General features: G+C 62.1%; 16 protein-coding genes. 12 read left to right on the top strand and 4 right to left on the bottom strand.

Annotation, left to right across the window (positions count from 1 at the left end; translation table 11 throughout):
* From ACSSNI_RS15400 to ACSSNI_RS15375, 6 genes are all read left to right on the top strand, one after another.
* On the top strand, positions 1 to 504 hold a 504-nt coding region (locus ACSSNI_RS15400; protein WP_448259598.1), incomplete at its 5' end, for an OprD family outer membrane porin.
* A gap of 246 nt (positions 505 to 750) precedes the next feature.
* Positions 751 to 1,524: an ABC transporter ATP-binding protein gene (locus tag ACSSNI_RS15395; RefSeq protein WP_200639586.1), complete on the top strand. Its 774-nt coding sequence runs from the start codon at positions 751 to 753 to the stop codon at positions 1,522 to 1,524.
* Positions 1,521 to 2,237, top strand: coding sequence for an ABC transporter ATP-binding protein (locus ACSSNI_RS15390; protein WP_148924396.1), 717 nt, complete (start codon positions 1,521 to 1,523; stop codon positions 2,235 to 2,237). Before ACSSNI_RS15395 ends, ACSSNI_RS15390 begins: the two co-directional genes overlap by 4 nt.
* 220 nt (positions 2,238 to 2,457) lie before the next feature.
* On the top strand, positions 2,458 to 3,675 hold the full coding sequence (locus ACSSNI_RS15385; RefSeq protein ID WP_200639587.1) for an ABC transporter substrate-binding protein: 1,218 nt from the start codon (positions 2,458 to 2,460) through the stop codon (positions 3,673 to 3,675).
* Positions 3,676 to 3,754: 79 nt separating this feature from the next.
* Positions 3,755 to 4,642: a branched-chain amino acid ABC transporter permease gene (locus ACSSNI_RS15380; protein WP_102835095.1), complete on the top strand. Its 888-nt coding sequence runs from the start codon at positions 3,755 to 3,757 to the stop codon at positions 4,640 to 4,642.
* Between the two features lie 2 nt (positions 4,643 to 4,644).
* A complete protein-coding gene (locus tag ACSSNI_RS15375; protein WP_200639588.1) occupies positions 4,645 to 5,670 on the top strand; it encodes a branched-chain amino acid ABC transporter permease in 1,026 nt (341 codons plus the stop codon).
* Positions 5,671 to 5,887: 217 nt separating this feature from the next.
* Here ACSSNI_RS15375 and ACSSNI_RS15370 read toward each other — a convergent pair whose 3' ends face one another.
* The gene (locus ACSSNI_RS15370; protein WP_200639589.1) at positions 5,888 to 6,664 is read right to left on the bottom strand and encodes an enoyl-CoA hydratase; all 777 of its coding nucleotides are present in this window, start codon (positions 6,662 to 6,664) and stop codon (positions 5,888 to 5,890) included.
* A gap of 174 nt (positions 6,665 to 6,838) precedes the next feature.
* Between ACSSNI_RS15370 and ACSSNI_RS15365 the strand changes: the two genes are divergently transcribed.
* From ACSSNI_RS15365 to ACSSNI_RS15340, 6 genes are all read left to right on the top strand, one after another.
* Positions 6,839 to 7,729 (top strand): LysR family transcriptional regulator, encoded by an 891-nt coding sequence (locus ACSSNI_RS15365; RefSeq protein ID WP_148924429.1) that lies wholly within the window; start codon positions 6,839 to 6,841, stop codon positions 7,727 to 7,729.
* Positions 7,726 to 8,772 carry an AraC family transcriptional regulator gene (locus ACSSNI_RS15360; RefSeq protein WP_200639590.1) on the top strand — a complete coding sequence of 349 codons (1,047 nt, stop codon included), beginning with the start codon at positions 7,726 to 7,728 and terminating at the stop codon, positions 8,770 to 8,772. Before ACSSNI_RS15365 ends, ACSSNI_RS15360 begins: the two co-directional genes overlap by 4 nt.
* A gap of 158 nt (positions 8,773 to 8,930) precedes the next feature.
* Positions 8,931 to 9,698 (top strand): SDR family NAD(P)-dependent oxidoreductase, encoded by a 768-nt coding sequence (locus ACSSNI_RS15355; RefSeq protein WP_200639591.1) that lies wholly within the window; start codon positions 8,931 to 8,933, stop codon positions 9,696 to 9,698.
* A gap of 14 nt (positions 9,699 to 9,712) precedes the next feature.
* Complete coding sequence (locus ACSSNI_RS15350) at positions 9,713 to 10,900, top strand: acetyl-CoA C-acyltransferase (protein ID WP_200639592.1); 1,188 nt, start codon at positions 9,713 to 9,715, stop codon at positions 10,898 to 10,900.
* Between the two features lie 9 nt (positions 10,901 to 10,909).
* The gene (locus tag ACSSNI_RS15345; protein WP_200639593.1) at positions 10,910 to 12,040 is read left to right on the top strand and encodes an acyl-CoA dehydrogenase; all 1,131 of its coding nucleotides are present in this window, start codon (positions 10,910 to 10,912) and stop codon (positions 12,038 to 12,040) included.
* A gap of 307 nt (positions 12,041 to 12,347) precedes the next feature.
* Entirely contained in the window at positions 12,348 to 14,012 is a 1,665-nt protein-coding gene (locus tag ACSSNI_RS15340; RefSeq protein ID WP_200639594.1) for a cation:proton antiporter, read from the top strand.
* Between the two features lie 125 nt (positions 14,013 to 14,137).
* Here the strand turns inward: ACSSNI_RS15340 and ACSSNI_RS15335 are convergent, their stop codons facing one another.
* From ACSSNI_RS15335 to ACSSNI_RS15325, 3 genes are all read right to left on the bottom strand, one after another.
* Positions 14,138 to 15,211, bottom strand: coding sequence for a CaiB/BaiF CoA transferase family protein (locus tag ACSSNI_RS15335; RefSeq protein WP_200639595.1), 1,074 nt, complete (start codon positions 15,209 to 15,211; stop codon positions 14,138 to 14,140).
* A 346-nt stretch (positions 15,212 to 15,557) separates the two neighbouring features.
* Positions 15,558 to 17,210, bottom strand: coding sequence for a long-chain fatty acid--CoA ligase (locus ACSSNI_RS15330; protein ID WP_234484571.1), 1,653 nt, complete (start codon positions 17,208 to 17,210; stop codon positions 15,558 to 15,560).
* Positions 17,211 to 17,411: 201 nt separating this feature from the next.
* Positions 17,412 to 18,563: an acyl-CoA dehydrogenase family protein gene (locus tag ACSSNI_RS15325; protein ID WP_200639596.1), complete on the bottom strand. Its 1,152-nt coding sequence runs from the start codon at positions 18,561 to 18,563 to the stop codon at positions 17,412 to 17,414.
* Between the last annotated feature and the right edge of the window lie 5 nt (positions 18,564 to 18,568).

Raw genomic sequence — 18,568 nt, 5'->3', positions numbered from 1 at the left:
AACCAGAGCTTCAAGACCGACCTGCGCTACGTGCGCTCCACCGATGACGGCGGCAGCAACGTCGACAACAACGCCTTTGGTGCGCTGTTCACCTACAAGCTCGGCGGACACGCGTTTACAGGCGGTTACCAGACGTTGAGTGGCGACACCGGCTTTGCGTATATCAGCGGTGGCGACAACATGCTGATCAACCTGTTGCAGATCAACGACTTCGGTAACGAAGACGAGAAATCCTGGCAGGTCCGCTACGACTATGACTTCGCTGCGGCAGGCATCCCCGGGCTGAGCCTGATGACCCGCTACGTGTCCGGTGACAACGTCAACCTGGCAGGCGGTGCAGAAGGTGAAGAGTGGGAGCGCGACACCGACATCGCCTATGTAGTCCAGAGCGGGCCGCTGAAGAACCTCGGCATGAAGGTGCGCAACGCCACCGTGCGTAGCAACTTCGGCAGCGACATCAACGAAACCCGCGTGATTCTCAGCTACACCCTAGCGCTCTGGTAAGACCAGAAAGCAACACGGCAATGACTCCTCGTTGATCTTTTGCCGGGCCCTTGCGGCCCGGTTTTTTCAGGGCATTTCACGTGTACAGCTGCTGCTGTATAGCCCGACATGACCAGTAGTACGCTCAATCGAGCGTTTGAAAAGGATGCTTGCTTCAACGCGTAAACGGTTGTTATCGTTTACGTAAAGGTCACCCAGTGATCTGCGCCATAACCAACAACAATAATCAGGGTTAGAGGGCATCCCATGGCACCGGAATTCGTGCTGGAAACGCGCGGTCTGACCAAGGAATTTCGCGGCTTCACCGCAGTGGATTCCGTTGATCTGCGTGTACAGAAGGGACACATCCATGCACTGATCGGCCCCAACGGGGCTGGCAAGACCACAGTGTTCAATCTCCTCACCAAGTTTCTGACGCCTACACGGGGCGAGATCCTCTACCGCGGCAAGGCCATCACCTCGATGAAGGCGAATCAGATCGCACGTCTCGGCCTGGTGCGCTCGTTCCAGATTTCTGCGGTGTTCGGCCACATGAGCGTGCTGGAAAACGTGCGCGTGGCATTGCAGCAGAAAATGGGCAATTCGTTTCACTTCTGGAAATCCGAAGGCACTCTGCGCGAGCTCGACGAGCGCGCGCTGCAGCTGCTTGCCGAGGTCGATCTGGAAAGCTATGCCCAGACGCTGGCCATCGAGCTGCCTTACGGACGCAAACGCGCGCTCGAGCTGGCCACTACGCTCGCGCTGGACCCGGTCGTGTTGCTTCTCGACGAGCCGACTCAAGGCATGGGCGGTGAAGACGTTGACATGGTCGTGGCGCTGGTACGACGCGCTGCCGATAACCGTACGGTGCTGATGGTCGAGCACAATCTCAGCGTTGTCAGCCGCCTGTGTGACCGCATCACCGTACTGGCGCGCGGTTCGGTCCTGGCCGAGGGCGATTACGACACCGTCTCGGCAAATCCTGAGGTGCGCGAGGCCTACATGGGTAGCGAAGCCAACGCAGAGGAGGCTCACGCATGACGCCCAAAGCTGATCGCGACCAGCTGCGAGTCGATGACCTGCATGCGTTCTACGGCGAATCCCACATTCTGCATGGGGTCGACCTGGTGGTGGGGCGAGGCGAACTCGTTACCCTGCTGGGTCGCAACGGCTCAGGCCGCAGCACCACGTTGCGCGCCATCATGAACATGGTCGGCCGGCGCACCGGCTCCATCATCGTTAATGGCAACGAAACCATCGGCATACCTGCCCACCAGATCCCAAGGCTCGGCGTCGGCTACTGTCCTGAAGAGCGCGGCATTTTCTCCAGTCTCAACGTCGAGGAAAACCTGTTGTTACCGCCGACCGTGCGCAGCGGCGGAATGGGGCTGGATGAGCTTTACGAAATGTTCCCCAACCTCTACGAGCGTCGCTTCAGCCAAGGCACGCGGTTGTCCGGCGGCGAGCAACAGATGCTGGCGATGGCGCGCATCCTGCGCACCGGTGCCAATCTGCTTCTACTCGACGAAATCACCGAAGGTCTGGCTCCGGTGATCGTGCAAAAGCTCGCGGAGGTCCTGATCAAGCTCAAGAAACGTGGCCTGACCATCGTGCTGGTGGAGCAGAATTTCCGCTTCGCCGCACCACTGGCCGACCGTCATTACGTAATGGAGCACGGGCAGATTATCGAAGAGATCAGCGCCGCAGACCTGGATTCGAAAAAGGAGTTTTTGAATAGTTGTCTGGGGGTGTGACCACCCTCGCCAAGCAGTCATTGTGAAAACTACTGCGCTCGGTAATGCAGCGTTAGACAGGATTGGAATGCTCAATTACAGCTCGTAACTCCGCATCCTCCCCTGTTTTTGCCTTGCCTTCCCGTCGTTCGTTACGTCTTCACAACGCCTGCAAGCCAGCCGGTCCGCAGTAGATGCCGGTGATCAATAGCCACAACAAAAACAATCACAGTGGGTGAATATGAAAATGCTCAAGAAAACCGCAGCCGCCATCCTTGTATCCAGCATGATCGCCGGTGCCGCCCAGGCCGAAATCAGCAACAATGAAGTCCGCATCGGTTATCTCGCCGATATGTCAGGAACTTACCGTGATCTGTCCGGCCCTGGTGGACTGGAGGCACTGCAAATGGCCATCGAGGATTTCGGTGGCACGGTCAACGGCAAGAAGATTGTCACCTTCAACGCCGACGATCTGAACAAGCCCGACGTGGGTGCCAATACGGTTCGCCAGTGGATCGACGAGCGTAACGTCGACATGGTAACCGGCATGGTCGCCAGCTCCGTGGTGCTGGCAGCCGCCAAGGTGGTAGAGCAGGGCGGTAAGCTCGCGCTCATTTCCGGCGCTGCCGCTTCGAGCATCACTAACGAGTACTGCGCGCCAAGCCATATCCACTGGACCTACGACACCTTCGCGCTGGCAAACGGCACCGCCAATGCCGTGCTCAAGGATGGCGGCAAGAGCTGGTTCATCCTCACCGCTGACTACGCGTTTGGTCACGCCATGGAAAACGACATCAAGAAGGTCGTCGAAGCCGAAGGTGGCAGCGTGGTCGGCACGGTACGCCATCCATTCCCAAGCAGCGACTTCTCGTCCTACATCCTCCAGGCTCAGGGTTCGGGCGCCGATGTGGTCGCGCTGGCCAACGCCGGTGCAGACACAGTGAACTCGTTGAAGACCGCCAGCGAATTCGGCGTGACCCAATCCGGACAGAAACTTGCCGGCATGGTCGTCTTCCTCAACGATATCCATGCGATGGGCCTGGACGTCACCCAGGGACTGATGCTGACCACCGGCTGGTACTGGGACATGAACGAAGAAACCCGCGCCTGGGCCAAGCGTTACGAAGAGCGCGTTGGCCGCATGCCCGGCATGGTCCCCGCCGGTATCTACTCGGCGACCATGCATTACCTCAACGCCGTGAAGGAAACGGGCAGCGACGACGCCCAGGTCGTTCGCGCGCAGATGGCCAAGACACCGGTCAACGACATGTTTGCCAAGAACGGGAAGATCCGTGAAGACGGCCGCATGGTGCACGACATGTATCTGGTGAAGGTGAAGACCCCAGCCGAATCCAAGGGCGAGTGGGACCTCTATGAGGTGGTCAGCACCATTCCGGGCGATGAGGCCTTCCGTCCCATCGGTGAGAGCCAGTGCCAGCAGATGGCTCCGAAGGGCTGACCAGACTGGCGTACCGCTACCCGGTCAGCAGCCATGCTGCGCTGGCCGGGTTTTCCGGAATCCCTTTGGGTAGTGAATCATGACTCTCATTTTCGGCGTTCCCCTGAGCGTACTGTTCGGGCAGCTTCTGCTCGGCCTCATCAATGGGTCGTTCTATGCGCTGTTGAGCCTCGGCCTGGCCATCATCTTTGGCTTGCTGCGCATCATCAACTTCGCCCACGGCGCGCAATATATGCTCGGTGCCTTTGCCGCCTTCATCGGGTTGAATTACCTGGGCATCAACTACTGGATGGCTTTGCTGCTGTCGCCGTTGCTGATCGGCCTGCTGGGCATGGGTATCGAACGGGGTCTGCTGCGCCGTATCGCCGGGGAAGACCATCTGTACGGTCTGCTGCTGACCTTCGGCCTGGCGCTGATCGTCGAGGGTAGTTTCGTCAAGTTGTTCGGCGTGTCCGGATCGCCGTATCCGATGCCCGACCTGCTGAAGGGCGGGCATAACCTGGGCTTCATGTTCCTGCCGACCTACCGCGGCTGGGTGATCGTTGCGGCCCTGACGGTGTGCTTCGCGACCTGGTACATGATCGAACGCACCCGGCTGGGCTCGTACCTGCGCGCCGGTACGGAGAATCCGAAACTGATGCAGGCCTTCGGTATCAACGTTCCGCTGCTGGTCACCCTGACTTACGGCTATGGCGTCGCGCTGGCCGCGTTCGCTGGTGTGCTCGCCGCGCCTATCTACGCCGTCACGCCTGGGATGGGCTCGAATCTGCTGATCGTGGTGTTCGCCGTCGTGGTGATCGGCGGGATGGGTTCGATCATGGGCGCGATTGTCACGGGACTCGCGATGGGCCTCATCGAAGGGCTCACCAAAGTGTTCTATCCGGAGGCGGCCAACACGGTGATCTTCGTGATCATGGTGCTGGTACTGCTGCTGCGGCCAGCCGGTCTGTTCGGAAAGGAGGCATGAACATGTCGACTCAAGAAAACATTCAAGCGTCTCCCATGCAGGCCTCGGCGCTACAAGTGCGCGCCAATGCCGAGCGCGAGCGCCGCCGTGCTGCGCGACGGCGCCAGCACCTGTTTTATCTGGCGCTGCTGGGCATAGCGATGGTGGCGCCGCTAATGGTGTACCCGGTGTTCCTGATGAAGCTGTTGTGCTTCGCCCTGTTCGCCTGTGCATTCAATCTGCTGTTGGGATACGCCGGGCTGCTGTCCTTCGGCCACGCTGCATTCTTCGCCTGCGGCGGCTATATCACAGGCTATATGCTGAGTACCTATACGGGTTTGAGTACCGAACTGGGGATAGTCGCCGGGACACTGGCGTCCACCGTGCTGGGCTTCGTCTTCGGCTTGCTGGCGATTCGCAGGCAAGGCATCTACTTCGCGATGATCACCTTGGCGTTGGCGCAGATGGTGTTCTTTGTCTTCGTCCAGGCGCCGTTTACCGGTGGCGAAAACGGCATGCAGGGCGTACCGCGCGGGCATCTGTTCGGTCTGTTCGACATGCAGAACAACATGTCCCTGTACTACTTCGTGCTGGCGGTGTTCGTGCTTGGCTTCGTGATCATCCAACGCACCATCCATTCGCCCTACGGTCAGGTGCTCAAGGCGATTCGAGAAAACGAGCCGCGGGCGATCTCGCTGGGCTACAACGTCGACGCGCACAAGTTGCTGGCCTTCGTCATCTCCGCGGGATTGACCGGCCTGGCTGGCTCGACCAAGACAGTGGTGTTCCAGCTTGCGTCGCTGACCGATGCCCACTGGCACATGTCCGGAGAGGTGATCCTGATGACCCTGCTGGGCGGCGTCGGCACCATTCTCGGCCCGGTGGTGGGCGCGACGGTGGTGGTCACGCTGCAGAGCTCGCTGTCCAACGGACCGCTGGGTGAATGGGTGCACGTGATTCTCGGGGTGATCTTCGTGCTCTGCGTGCTGCTGTTCCGCTCGGGAATCGTCGGGTGGATGGAGCGCTTGATCAAGCGCAACTTCAAATAGCGGGCTGCTGTTTACGGGCCCTGACGTGCCGCCGCTGGTTGGCCATACATGCGGCGGGAGAGGAGAGCCGAAACGGTGTGGCCGGCCATGCCTTCGCTGGGCCCGGATGGCATCGACCTGACGCAGTGCCAACATATGAGATCCAACATCGGCGCCTCGTTCAGGCTCTTCCTTGAGCCTGTCTTGTCAGCCTTTACGCATGATGATCAGACGCGCCTCAAGCGTTCTGCCAGTTAGGCTTGCGCTTCTCCAGGAACGCGTTGACACCTTCCTTCTGATCCTTTGTATCGAACAGCTCGGCGAACAGCTCGCGTTCCTCCGCCCAACCTGAGCTGTGATCGTCGTTGCGCGCGTTCATCACCAGGCGTTTGCAACGGCTGACCGAGGAAGGGCTCTGCTTGCTGGCACCTTCGGCAAGCTTCAGGGCTGCGTCCAGGGATTGCCCACGCGGGACCACTTCTTCGACCAAACCAATCTTCTCGGCGCGCTGAGCATCGATGCGCTCGCCGCAGAGAATCATGCGCTTGGCCCAGCCTTCGCCCACCAGCCAAGGCAGGTTCTGCGTGCCTCCGGCGCAGGGCAGCAGACCGACGCTGGCTTCTGGCAAGGCCATCTGAGCTTGTTCTTCGGCGATGCGAATGTCGCAAGCCAGCGCGCATTCGAGGCCGCCACCCATGGCGTATCCGTTGATGGCCGCGATGGAAACGCCGCGAAAGCGCGTCAGTGCATCAAAGGCACGGCCAAAGAGTTGCGCGACTTCTCGCGCGCCGTTCTTGTCACCGTCGGCAAACTGTTTGAGGTCAGCTCCTGCCGAGAAGAATTTGTCGCCCTGGCCAGTAATGACCAGCGCGTAGACGTCTGGATTGTCGTTGAGCTGGCCGATCATCCGTTCCAGCGCCGCCAGCGACTCGCGATCCCATGTATTGGCAGGTGGATTGGCAATGGTCACCAGCGCCGTGTGGTCGCGCATTTCGAGATGGATCTTCTGGCTCATGTCGGTTCCTTGTGCTTGAAAGGGGACGGTCGCGCTGAGGCGATACGAGGTTCGATAGACGAGCCTAGCAGTGTAAAAATAGTAAACCCATGGTGCGAAATGCAGAGGTATTCTGTGTTTTTGCACAGCGCGCCGCGGACGGCACGCGTCAACTCGATGGATCTGGAGTCTGCAGTGGATTGGGACAACCTGCGTTTTTTTCTCGAACTCGCGCGTGCGGGCAAACTGACGGTCGCCGCCAGGCGCCTGGCTGTAGACCACACCACGGTAGCCCGACGGGTGCAGGCGCTGGAGAAAAGCCTGGACCGGCAACTGTTCATTCGTGCCAAAGCAGGCTACCGGCTATCGGAGGCGGGCCGCGAACTGCTGGCCCAGGCCGAGGCGATGGAGAGCGCTATTGCCTCCATCGAACAACCCAGCCTCACCGCCGACAAACTCTCAGGCCAGGTACGCATTGGTGCGACCGAGGGCTACGGCACGGTGATGCTGGCAGGCCAACTGGCCAACCTGACCCGCGATTACCCGCACCTGGGCGTGGATCTGCTGGCGGTGCCGCGCTCGGTCAGATTGGCGCGGCATGAGGCGGACATCGTCATCACGCTGGAGCGCCCCGAGCGTGGCCCTTATGTGATCACCAAGCTCACCGACTACGTGTTGCGGCTTTATGCGTCGGAAGCCTACCTGGCGTCACACCCGCCCATCCGCAGCCGGGAGGACCTCAGCGGTCATGTCTTCGTCAGCTATATCGAGGACCTGCTGTACAGCAAAGAGCTGTTCTACCTCGACGAGATCGTTCGTCCCCGTCAGCACTCGCTGCGCAGCACCAGCATCCTTGCCCAGCAAGAAGCCGTTGCAGCCGGAGCCGGGCTGGCCATCCTGCCGGCATTCCTGGCGCGCAAGGAGCCGCTGCTCAAGGAAGTCCTGGTCGGCGAAATCGAATTCACCCGAACCTTCTGGATGCTGATGCCGGTGGAAAACAAGGATCTGGCGCGGATGCGCGTGTGTTGGGATTTCCTGAGGGACGTTGCCGCCAATAGCCATGACGTGATGATGGGGCGCGCATGAACCGCGACGGCAAGGGCACCATTTCCGTCAGGCTGGTGGACGAGGCGCTGCAAGCCTTCACTTCGCCTTCGTTGCCAGCCGATCAGCTGCTGCATCAACTCGGGCTGATGTCGGTCGATCTGGCAGATTCCGAGGCGCGAATCGATGTGGCTGACTTCAGTAAGCTCTGGCGGCGCCTGGCGCGGCACTTCGACGATGAGTTTTTTGGTATGGATGCGCGGCGCATGCGTGCCGGCAGTTTCGCCTTTGTATGCCGCGCGGCGATGGCCCAGCAAACCCTCGATGGCGCACTTCGTGTGGCCCTGGATTTCTTCGGGCTGACCTTCGAAGGCTTTCGCGGCGAGCTGTGTCGCAGCGAGAGCCTGGCTGAAATCACACTGTCGGAGTCACCCGGTGCCCGGCCGCTCAGAGCCTTCAGCTACTTCACTTTCTGGATGCTGTTGCACGGCCTGGCCTGTTGGCTGGTTGGACGGCGCATCCCGCTGCTGGCCGTCGAGCTGCGTTGCGACGAGCCGGCCTACACCGACGACTACCGCGTCATGTTCTCGCGCAACCTGCGCTTCGCGCGGCCGACCACACGGATCATTTTCGCTGCCGAGGTGCTCGACCTGCCGGTGCGCCGCAGCGAGCAGGAGTTGCACGGCTTCCTGGCGCATGCGCCTTCCAACATCCTGGTCAAATACCGCGACACCACGAGCCTCGCCAGCCGCATCAAGGCGCAGCTGCGTGAATTGCCAGCCGAAGAATGGCCGACCAGCGAAGCGCTGGCGCAGACGTTGTGCGTATCAGCCTCGACCCTGCGCCGTCGGCTGGCTGAGGCTGGGCAAACTTACCAGGCGATCAAGGACCAGGTGCGCCAGGAAATGGCCACCCTCTGGCTGGCAGACGCCTCCATCACCTACGCGGAAATCGCCGAGCGCTTGGGTTTCGCCGATGTCAGCTCGTTCTACAAGGCGTTCCGCAAATGGTCCGGGACCAATCCGGGGCAGTACCGCAGCCTGATATTGCGGGCGGACGAACCGGTTACTTCGCGCTTTTCATAACGGAGCCCACACCGACCATAGCGCCTGGCTTGGCCAAACCGGTCATCGCGATTGCGTGCATCGACCATTGTTCGTACCCACAGGTCTGAAGAAGATGAACCCAGCAGGATCCGGCAGCCAATGTGCCGCGATCCCATCCATCTCCATGAGGTCGTGCTGTGGACATTCAAAACAAGGTTTTCCTGATCACCGGTGGCGCATCCGGCCTGGGTGCGGCCGCTGCCGAAGCGCTGGTCGCCGCCGGGGCAAAGGTGGTGCTGGCCGACATCAATGCCGAGCTGCTGAACGAGCGCAGCGAAATGCTGGGCGCCAACGCCCACGCGGTAGTCACCAATGTGTGTGACGAGGTGGCCGCGCAGGCAGCGGTGAGCGCAGCGGTCGAACGGTTCGGCGGCCTGCACGGGCTGGTCAACTGCGCGGGTGTCGCCAGCGGCGAAAAGATCCTCGGTCGTCAGGGCCCACATGGCCTGGACAGTTTCAGCAAGGTCATCGGTCTCAACCTGATAGGCAGCTTCAACATGCTGCGCCTGGCCGCCGAAGTTATCGCCCGCGGCGAGCCCGATGCTCAGGGCAACCGTGGCGTGATCATCAATACAGCCTCTATCGCGGCCTACGACGGGCAGATTGGCCAGGCCGCCTATGCAGCTTCCAAGGGCGGTGTGGTCGCCATGACGTTGCCGGCTGCGCGTGAACTGGCGCGCCATGGTATCCGCGTTATGACCATCGCGCCGGGCGTTTTCGAGACGCCGATGATGGCTGGCATGACCCAAGAGGTCCGCGACTCGCTCGCCGCGGGTGTGCCGTTCCCGCCACGTCTGGGTCGTGCCAGTGAATACGCGGCGCTGGTCCGCCATATCGTCGAGAACGACATGCTCAACGGCGAGGTGATTCGCCTCGACGGCGCGCTGCGCATGGCCGCGAAATAATCGGGAGACAGATGATGAACAACGATCCAATCGTAATATTGGGCTCGGCCCGTACCCCCATGGGCGGTTTTCAGGGTGATCTGAAAAGCCTCAGCGCGCCGGAGCTGGGCGCAGCTGCAATTCGCGCCGCGGTCGAGCGCAGCGGTGTCGCCGCCGAACAGGTGCAGGAAGTGCTGATGGGCTGCGTGCTGCCGGCAGGCCTCGGCCAGGCGCCGGCCCGCCAGGCTGCACTCGGTGCGGGGCTGGGCAAGGCGACCGCGTCCACCACGTTGAACAAGATGTGCGGCTCGGGTATGCAGGCGGCGATCCTCGCCCACGATGCGTTACGCGCTGGCTCGGTCGATGTGGTGATCGCTGGCGGCATGGAGAGCATGTCCAATGCGCCTTATTTGCTGGAAAAAGCCCGCGGTGGCTATCGCATGGGCCATGGCAAGGTGCTCGACCACATGTTCCTCGACGGCCTTGAGGACGCCTATGACAAAGGCCGCTTGATGGGGACCTTTGCCGAGGATTGCGCGCAGAATCACGGGTTCACGCGTGAGGAGCAGGACGCCTACGCGCTGGCCTCCCTGCAGCGGGCCCGCGATGCCATTTCCAGTGGCCGCTTCGCCAGCGAAATCGTCCCGCTTGAAGTAACTCAAGGACGCGCGCAGCGCACCGTTAGCGAAGACGAGCAGCCACCTAAGGCGATGCCGGAGAAGATTCCGTCGCTCAAGCCGGCCTTCCGTGAAGGCGGCACCGTGACGGCTGCCAATTCCAGTTCGATTTCTGACGGTGCCGCCGCGTTGGTACTGACGCGACGTTCCCACGCCGAACAACTCGGGGTGAAACCTCAGGCGGTGATTCATGGGCATGCGGTATTCGCCGACGCGCCCAACCTGTTCCCGACTGCGCCCATCGGGGCCATCCACAAGCTATTGGAACGAACCGGCTGGAGCCTCGACGAGGTCGATCTATTCGAGATCAACGAGGCGTTTGCGGTGGTCAGCATGGTCACCATGCGCGAGCTTGGGCTCGATCACGCCAAGGTCAACGTCAATGGCGGAGCCTGCGCGTTGGGCCACCCGATCGGAGCGTCCGGTGCACGTATTCTCGTGACGCTGATCGCTGCACTGCGCGACCGCGGCCTGCGCAAGGGCATTGCGGCCATCTGCATTGGCGGTGGTGAAGCGACTGCCATGGCCGTCGAGCTGCTCGACTGAGGACTTGCCATGCTGCTCAATGAAGATCAAACCAGCATTCGCGATATGGCCCGGCAGTTCGCTCAGGAGCGCCTCAAGCCGTTTGCCGCCGACTGGGACCGTGAACACCGTTACCCGGCCGAGGCGATCAGCGAGATGGCCGAGCTCGGCTTTTTCGGCATGCTCTGCCCGGAGCAGTGGGGCGGCAGCGAGACCGGCTACATCGCCTATGCGCTGGCGCTGGAGGAGATCGCGGCGGGTGACGGTGCCTGCTCGACCATCATGAGTGTGCACAACTCGGTCGGGTGCGTGCCGATCCTGCGCTTTGGCAATGATGAACAGAAGCAGCGCTACCTCATGCCGCTGGCCAGTGGTGCGCAGATCGGTGCTTTCGCCCTTACCGAGCCGCATGCCGGTTCCGATGCCAGCAGCTTGCGCACCCGCGCCCGGCGTGACGGCGACAGCTACGTGCTCAACGGCGCCAAGCAGTTCATCACCTCGGGTCAGCACGCCGGCACGGTGATCGTCTTTGCCGTAACCGACCCGGAGGCTGGCAAGCGCGGTATCAGCGCCTTTATCGTGCCCACCGACACGCCCGGCTATCAGGTGGTACGCGTCGAGGACAAGCTCGGCCAGCACGCCTCGGACACCTGCCAACTGGCCTTCGAGGACATGCGCGTGCATGAGTCCCAGCGCCTGGGCGAGGAGGGTGAGGGTTACCGCATCGCCCTGGCCAATCTGGAAGGCGGGCGCATCGGCATTGCCGCCCAGGCTGTGGGCATGGCGCGTGCAGCCTTCGAAGCCGCCCGCGATTACGCACGGGACCGAGAGGCATTCGGCAAGGCGCTTACCGAACACCAGGCCGTCGCCTTTCGCCTGGCCGACATGGCGACCCAGATCGCCGTGGCGCGGCAGATGGTGCTGCACGCCGCCGCGCTGCGCGAGGCCGGTCAGCCAGCGCTGGTCGAGGCCTCGATGGCCAAACTCTTCGCCTCGGAAATGGCCGAGAAGGTCTGCTCGGCGGCGATTCAGACGCTGGGGGGTTACGGCTACTTGCAGGACTTCCCTGTCGAGCGCATCTACCGCGACGTGCGGGTCTGCCAGATCTACGAAGGCACCAGCGACATCCAGCGGTTGGTGATCGCGCGTAATTTGGGGTAGGAGACTGGGCCCGGTCACAACTTACATGGGCGGCCTGGGTTCGCTGCGCGACTTGCGACAGAGCCGCTCGCCGACCGTCCGCTTGTCGTAAGTCCCCCACATACGCTTGTGTCTCACATCTGGTATGCGAGCCGCCAAGACGATGCGCTGCGTTTCGAGCAATAGTTTCAACGCCGCGCACTTCCCCAGTTCCAGTGAGGCCAGCTTTGCCGGCAACGACTGGATACGCTCAGCCAGCCCGTAGCGTCGCCGTCTTAACTAGACTTCCTCGCAACCGCATGCCGAGCGCTGGCGAGGGGGACTGAGGATGGAGACGATTCTGGCCCATGGGCCCTATGTCGAATTCGCGGTGCTGCTGATGTTTTCGGCAGCAGCCGGTGCGGTTGCCGTCCGGCTGCGACAGCCGGTGTTGATCGCTTATATCGTTATCGGCATTTTGGTCGGCCCGGCGGTATTCGGCCTGGTGAGGGCGCACGACCAGATCAACCTGTTGGCGGAAATTGGCGTAACGGTGTTGCTCTTCGTGGTCGGGCTCAAACTCGACCTGCAGCATATTCGTCATATCGGACCGGTGGCGCTGGCCACTGGGCTCGGCCAGTTAGCGTTCACCATCGTCTTCGGATTCATCCTGACGCTGGCATTGGGCAAGAGCCCGGTGGAGGCGATCTACATCGCCGTCGCGCTGACTTTTTCCAGCACCATCATCATCGTCAAACTGCTTTCGGATAAACGTGAGCTGGACTCGCTGCACGGGCGCATCGCGGTCGGCTTCCTGATCGTCCAGGATCTGGCCGTGGTGCTGGCAATGATGACGATGAGTGCGCTGCGTGGGGCTGGCGAGGCGGGCACACTGGAAATCGCAGGTTCGCTGATCATGCGCCTGGTGCTCGCCGCGCTGCTGATGTTTCTGTTGATGCGCTATGTATTGCCGAGGGTGATGGCCGCCATGGCTCGCTCTCAGGAGCTGCTGCTGATCTTCGCCATCGCATGGGGCTGCGGGCTCGCAGTGATCGGCGAGTGGGCAGGCTTCAGCAAGGAGGCCGGCGCATTCATCGCCGGCTTCTCGCTGGCCTCGACTGGGTACCGCGAAGCGATGAACGCGAGGTTGACCGGGATTCGTGATTTCATGCTGCTGTTCTTCTTCATCGACCTGGGCGCCAAACTGGATTTTTCCACCCTTGGCGGTGAGGCGCTGCCCGCCGTGGTGCTGTCGCTCTTCGTGCTGATCGGCAACCCGTTGATCGTCATGGCGATCATGGGGTTCATGGGTTATCGCAAGCGCACAGGGTTTCTGGCCGGGCTTACCGTTGCGCAGATCAGCGAGTTCTCCATCGTGTTCGTCGCCATGGGCATCACCCTGGGCCACGTCGATGCCCATGCGCTGGGACTGACTACCCTGGTCGGGCTGGTCACTATCATGTTGTCGACCTACATGATTCTGTTCTCACAACCGCTCTACGAGCGTTTGATGCCCTGGCTTGGCGTGTTCGAGCGCAAGCGCCCGTTCCGCGAACTCGAAGTGGATCGGCCGTTGCGTCCCGAAGGCCAGCCACAGGTTCTGGTTTTTGGAATGGGTCGCTATGGTGCGCGCTTGCTGCGGCAGCTTGACGGCGCGGGTGTCACCGTAATGGGCGTTGATTTCGATCCTGAAGCGGTGCGTGCGCTGGCCCAGAGCGGGTTGAATGTGCGCTTTGGTGACGGGGAGGATCCCAGTCTGCTGGAGGCGCTGCCGCTGCAGCATGCCGACTGGGTCGTGACCACCTTCCCGCAGTGGGAATCGAACCGGGCATTTCTACATGCACTGCGGGTCGCAGGCTTCGGTGGCCAGGTGGCCGGGGTGGTAAGAGACGACCAGCACGGCCGGTCGCTCGATGACGCCGGTGTCGCAATGGTACTCAACCCCTTTACCGACGCAGCAGACTTTGCGGCACGTTGGCTGGTGAGTGACTTGGAAGAAAAGGCACGGCACTAGCGGCACAGCACCATCGTTTGGTCCGCGCGGCGTGCAAGGGTGGGGGTGAAGCGGAGCGTCGTACGGCCAATTGACTGATATGAGCCCACCCGGTTTGACCAAGATCGAGTTCGCACACTGCGCTATCAGTCCCAACCGCTTGTATTTTCGATGGGCTCCGTAATCGACCCCGGCGTTCTTGAAAACCGCGGCGCGGGGGCGGCGTGCAGGGCGCCATCGATGTCGTGATAAACCCCGCGCTCGCGCATATGCGGATGTTGCGCGGCTTCTTCCAGGGTCAGCACCGGGGCGAAGCAGGCGTCACTGCCTTCGAGTAGGGCGCACCACTCGGCTTGGGTGCGGCTGGCGAACAACCAGGCGAGCGCTTCGCTCTGCTCGGCCCATATCTCTGGGTCGTTGCAGCTCTGACGCAATAGGTCGGGCGCATCAATCCGCTGTATCAGTTCAGCCAGGAACTGCGGCTCCAGCGGCCCGATGGCAATGTCGCGGCCGTCGGCGCAGGTGTAGCAGCGGTAGTGCGGGGCGGCTCCTGCGAGCAGGTTGCGGTCGCGCTCCAGCGAGATGGCGCCGCTGGGCAAGAGGCCGGCGAAGAAGGTCATCATCGAGGACACGCCGTCGACGATGGCGGCATCGACCACCTGGCCCAGGCCTGACCGCTCGCGTTCCCACAACGCGGCCATGATGCCGAACGCCAGATACAACGAGCCGCCGCCGAAATCCCCGACCAGATTGAGCGGCGGGATCGCCGGGCCTTCGCGTCCACCGATGGCCGCCAGAGCGCCGGTGATCGCCAGATAGTTGATGTCATGGCCGGCGCTTTGGGCCAAGGGTCCGGTCTGACCCCAGCCGGTCATCCGGCCGTAGACCAGCCGTGGATTACGCGCATGAACCTGTTCCGGGCCTAGGCCAAGCCGTTCCATTACGCCAGGACGAAGGCCTTCGATCAGCACGTCGGCACCTTCGGCTAGCGTGAGGCATTGCTCCCGCCCGGCGTCTGTGCGGATGTCCAGCGTCAGGTGTTTGCGGCCGCGATCAACCACCGGATTGGGCCAGCCATTGCCACCTTCGCGCTCGATGCGAATCACCTCGGCGCCAAGGTCGGCCAGCAACATCGCGCAGTGTGGGCCGGGCCCAATGCTGGCGAACTCCAGTACTCGCAGACCGATCAGCGGACCTTGGCGAGGGGTGGCGGTCGACATAAGGCGCGTTCCTTTTGGTGATGGGGCCATCGCACCCGTACGTGCAGTCATCCGTGTGGTTCCGGCGCGGGCGGTTGTGATCGGCCTGGCGTGCTAAGTGGCATTGATGGCCGGGTTCACGGATGCGCACGGAGATGACACGGTCAGCCAGTGAAACGGCGCGGTTCGTTAGATCCCTCGAGTAGACGAGAGCGGTGGGCCGAAGCTCCAGCCCACGGGTCGCCAGTTAGCTCGCCGGAGATGGCGGGGTGAATCCGTGAAACGGTGCGGCCCGCTACGCTCGCTTGGCTGGGTGAGAACGGTGGGCTGAAGCCCACCCTACGGCGCGCCACAGGGTTCTGCCGCGCTACAGGCTCGCCGCATCCGCTGCGCTTTCCTCCAGCTCGATCAAATGGTCGCGATAGCGGTCGCGCAGGGTTTTCTTGTCAATCTTGCCGGTCGCGGTCAGCGGGACGCTGTCGATGATGACGGCGTCGGGCATCCACCATTTGACGATCTGTGGCTCGAGAAAGGCGAGTACGGTTTCGATGCAGATTTCGGTGTCATCGTGGGGCTCGATGATCAGGATCGGCCGCTCCTCCCATTTTTCGTGCGTCACGCCGACCACTGCGGCGATGCGCACGCCGGGGCAGGCCACGGCGATGTTCTCGATGTCGATGGAGCTGATCCACTCGCCGCCGGACTTGATCACGTCCTTGCTGCGGTCAGTGATGCGCATGTAGCCGTTGGGGTCGAGGGTGGCGATGTCGCCGGTGTCGAACCAGCCGTCAGCGTCCAGTGCGGTGGTTTCGCTGCGGAAGTAGCGCTCGACCGTCCAGGGGCCGCGCACCAGCAAGGCGCCGGAACTGACGCCGTCATGCGGCAGTGCGTTGCCTGCCTCATCGACAATCTTCAGCTCGATACCGAATTGCAGCCGGCCCTGGCGGGTCCAGATGGCCTCGTTGGTGGCCGCTTCGCCCATGGCGGCGAGCTTGGGCGTGGGCGTGGCGACGACACCGAGCGGGCTGGTTTCAGTCATGCCCCAGAGTTGGCGGACGCTGACGCCATATTTCGTCTCGAATTTCTCGGCCAGCGCGCGCGGCACGGCCGAGCCGGCGATGACTAGGCACTTGAGCTTGCCGGTGTCTTCGCCGGTGCGCTCCAGGTGATTGAGGTACATCGTCCAGATTGTCGGCACGCCGCCGGAGAAGGTGACGCCCTCGTTCTGGATCAGCTCCTGCAGGCTGGCGCCGTCCATCTTGTCGCACGGCAGGACGAACTTGCAGCCATTGATCGCGGCGGTAAACGGCACGCCCCAAGCGGTGGCGTGGTAGAGCGAGGAGCAGGGCATGATGCAATCGAAGGCCGAGAAGCCGAAGGCGCCGGTGAGGCCGGCTGCCATGGCGTGCAGAACGACCGAGCGGTGGCTGTAGACCACGCCTTTCGGATTGCCGGTGGTGCCGGACGTATAGCAGAGCATGGCGCCGGCGTTTTCATCGAACTGAGGCCAATCCGTGATTGGCGCTTCTCGAGCGATCAGCGTTTCGTAGCTTTGCGCGCCGACGTCCCCAGGCTCGGTGCGTTCGGCATCGGACAGCATGATGAAAGTTTGGATATGTTCAAGCCGTGGCCGAACTCGCTCGACCACGGCGAGAAAACTGCGATCGAACAGCAGCACGCCGCTGCCGGCGTGGTTCAAGGTGTAGATGATCTGCTCGTCCGACAGCCGCGGGTTGGCCGTGTGCAGCACCGCGCCGATACCGGGTACGGCAAAGAACAGCTCGAAGTGACGATGCGTGTTCCAGGCCATGGACGACACCATGTCGCCAGCTTTCACGCCCAGGCTTAGCAGCATTGTGGCTGCCTGGCCTGTGCGTGTGGCGAGCCCGGCGTAGTCGTAGCGCCAGATAGGTTCATCCACCAGCCGCGAGACGATTTCCCGGTCGCCATGGGCGAGGGCGGCATGGGTCAGAATGCCGCTGATCATCAGCGGGGTCTGCTGCATCGTACCTTTGAGCATCGTCGTATCCTTCTTATTGTTTTCTGGATGGGGGCCGCGCTTGCCCCCATCTGTCATTCGAATACTGCTTGCTGCCATGGCGAGTTGTTCTCGCTCTGTAAATCTAGCCGATTGTCCGCCAAGGGCCCGGCGTGCTCTTACCCGTTGGTCCTGTCCTCCGCGCTGGACCCACGCCTTGCGCGGGCACCCGTCGCTTGTCGTTCATAGCCCGTAATTGTTCAGCTCCCGCGCAATCAGCAGTCGCTGAATTTCGCTGGAGCCTTCGTAGATCTGCGTGATGCGCGCATCGCGGTAGTAGCGCTCGACCGGGTAATCCTCGAGATACCCGTAGCCGCCGTGGATCTGCATGGCTTTGGAGCAGACGTATTCGGCAACCTCCGAAGCGAACAGCTTGGCCTGGGAGGCCTCGGACAAACACGGCAGGTTGGCGCTGCGCAGGCGAGCGGCATGCAGGATGAGCAATCGCGCGGCGTTCAGGCGCGTGTGCATGTCGGCCAGCATGTTCGCCACGCTCTGGTGCTCGATGATCGGCTTGTCGAACTGAATGCGTTCGCGGGCATAGCCGAGTGCTGCCTCGAATGCCGCGCGGGCAATGCCCAGCGCCTGGGCGCCGATGCCAATGCGGCCGCCTTCGAGATTGGAGAGGGCGATGGCCAGCCCCTTGCCGCGTGGGCCGAGCAGGTTTGCTTCGGGGATGCGACAGTCACGCAGGGTCACGCCACAGGTGTCCGAAGCACGGATGCCCATCTTCTTTTCCATGCGGTCGACGACAAAACCGGGGTTGTCGGTGGGCACCAGGAACGCCGATAGCCCCTTCTTGCCCAGGTCCGGATCAGTGACGGCGAAGACGATCGCAATCTTGGCGCGCTTGCCGTTGCTGACGAACTGCTTGGCGCCGTTGATCACCCATTCGCCGTTTTCCAGCACGGCGCGGGTGCGCAGGTTGTGCGCCTCGGAACCGGCCTGGGGTTCCGTCAGGCCAAAGCAGCCGATGGCCCGGCCCGCCGCCAGATCCGGCAGCCATTCGTCCTGCTGCTCCGGCGTACCGTATTTCAGAATCGGACCGCAGCCGACCGAGCTGTGGATGCTCATCAGCGCACCGATGGCGCCGTCGCCGGCGGAGATTTCCTCGACGGCCAGGGCATAGGCGACATAGTCGATATAGGTGCCGCCCCATTGCTCTGGCACGATCATGCCCAGCAGACCGAGCTCGCCTAGTTGGGTCACAGTGTCGTCACCGATCCAGCCGGCCTGTTCCCAGGCCTCTGCCCTGGGCGCGATTTCAGCGCGGGCGAAGTCGCGCGCCATGTCGCGGATCATCCGTTGTTCTTCGCTCAGTTCAATGTCTTGCATATGCA

Source organism: Stutzerimonas tianxiuensis (assembly GCF_053470365.1).
Note: the sequence above shows the minus strand (reverse complement) of the source record. Positions and strands in the feature narration are given on the sequence as shown.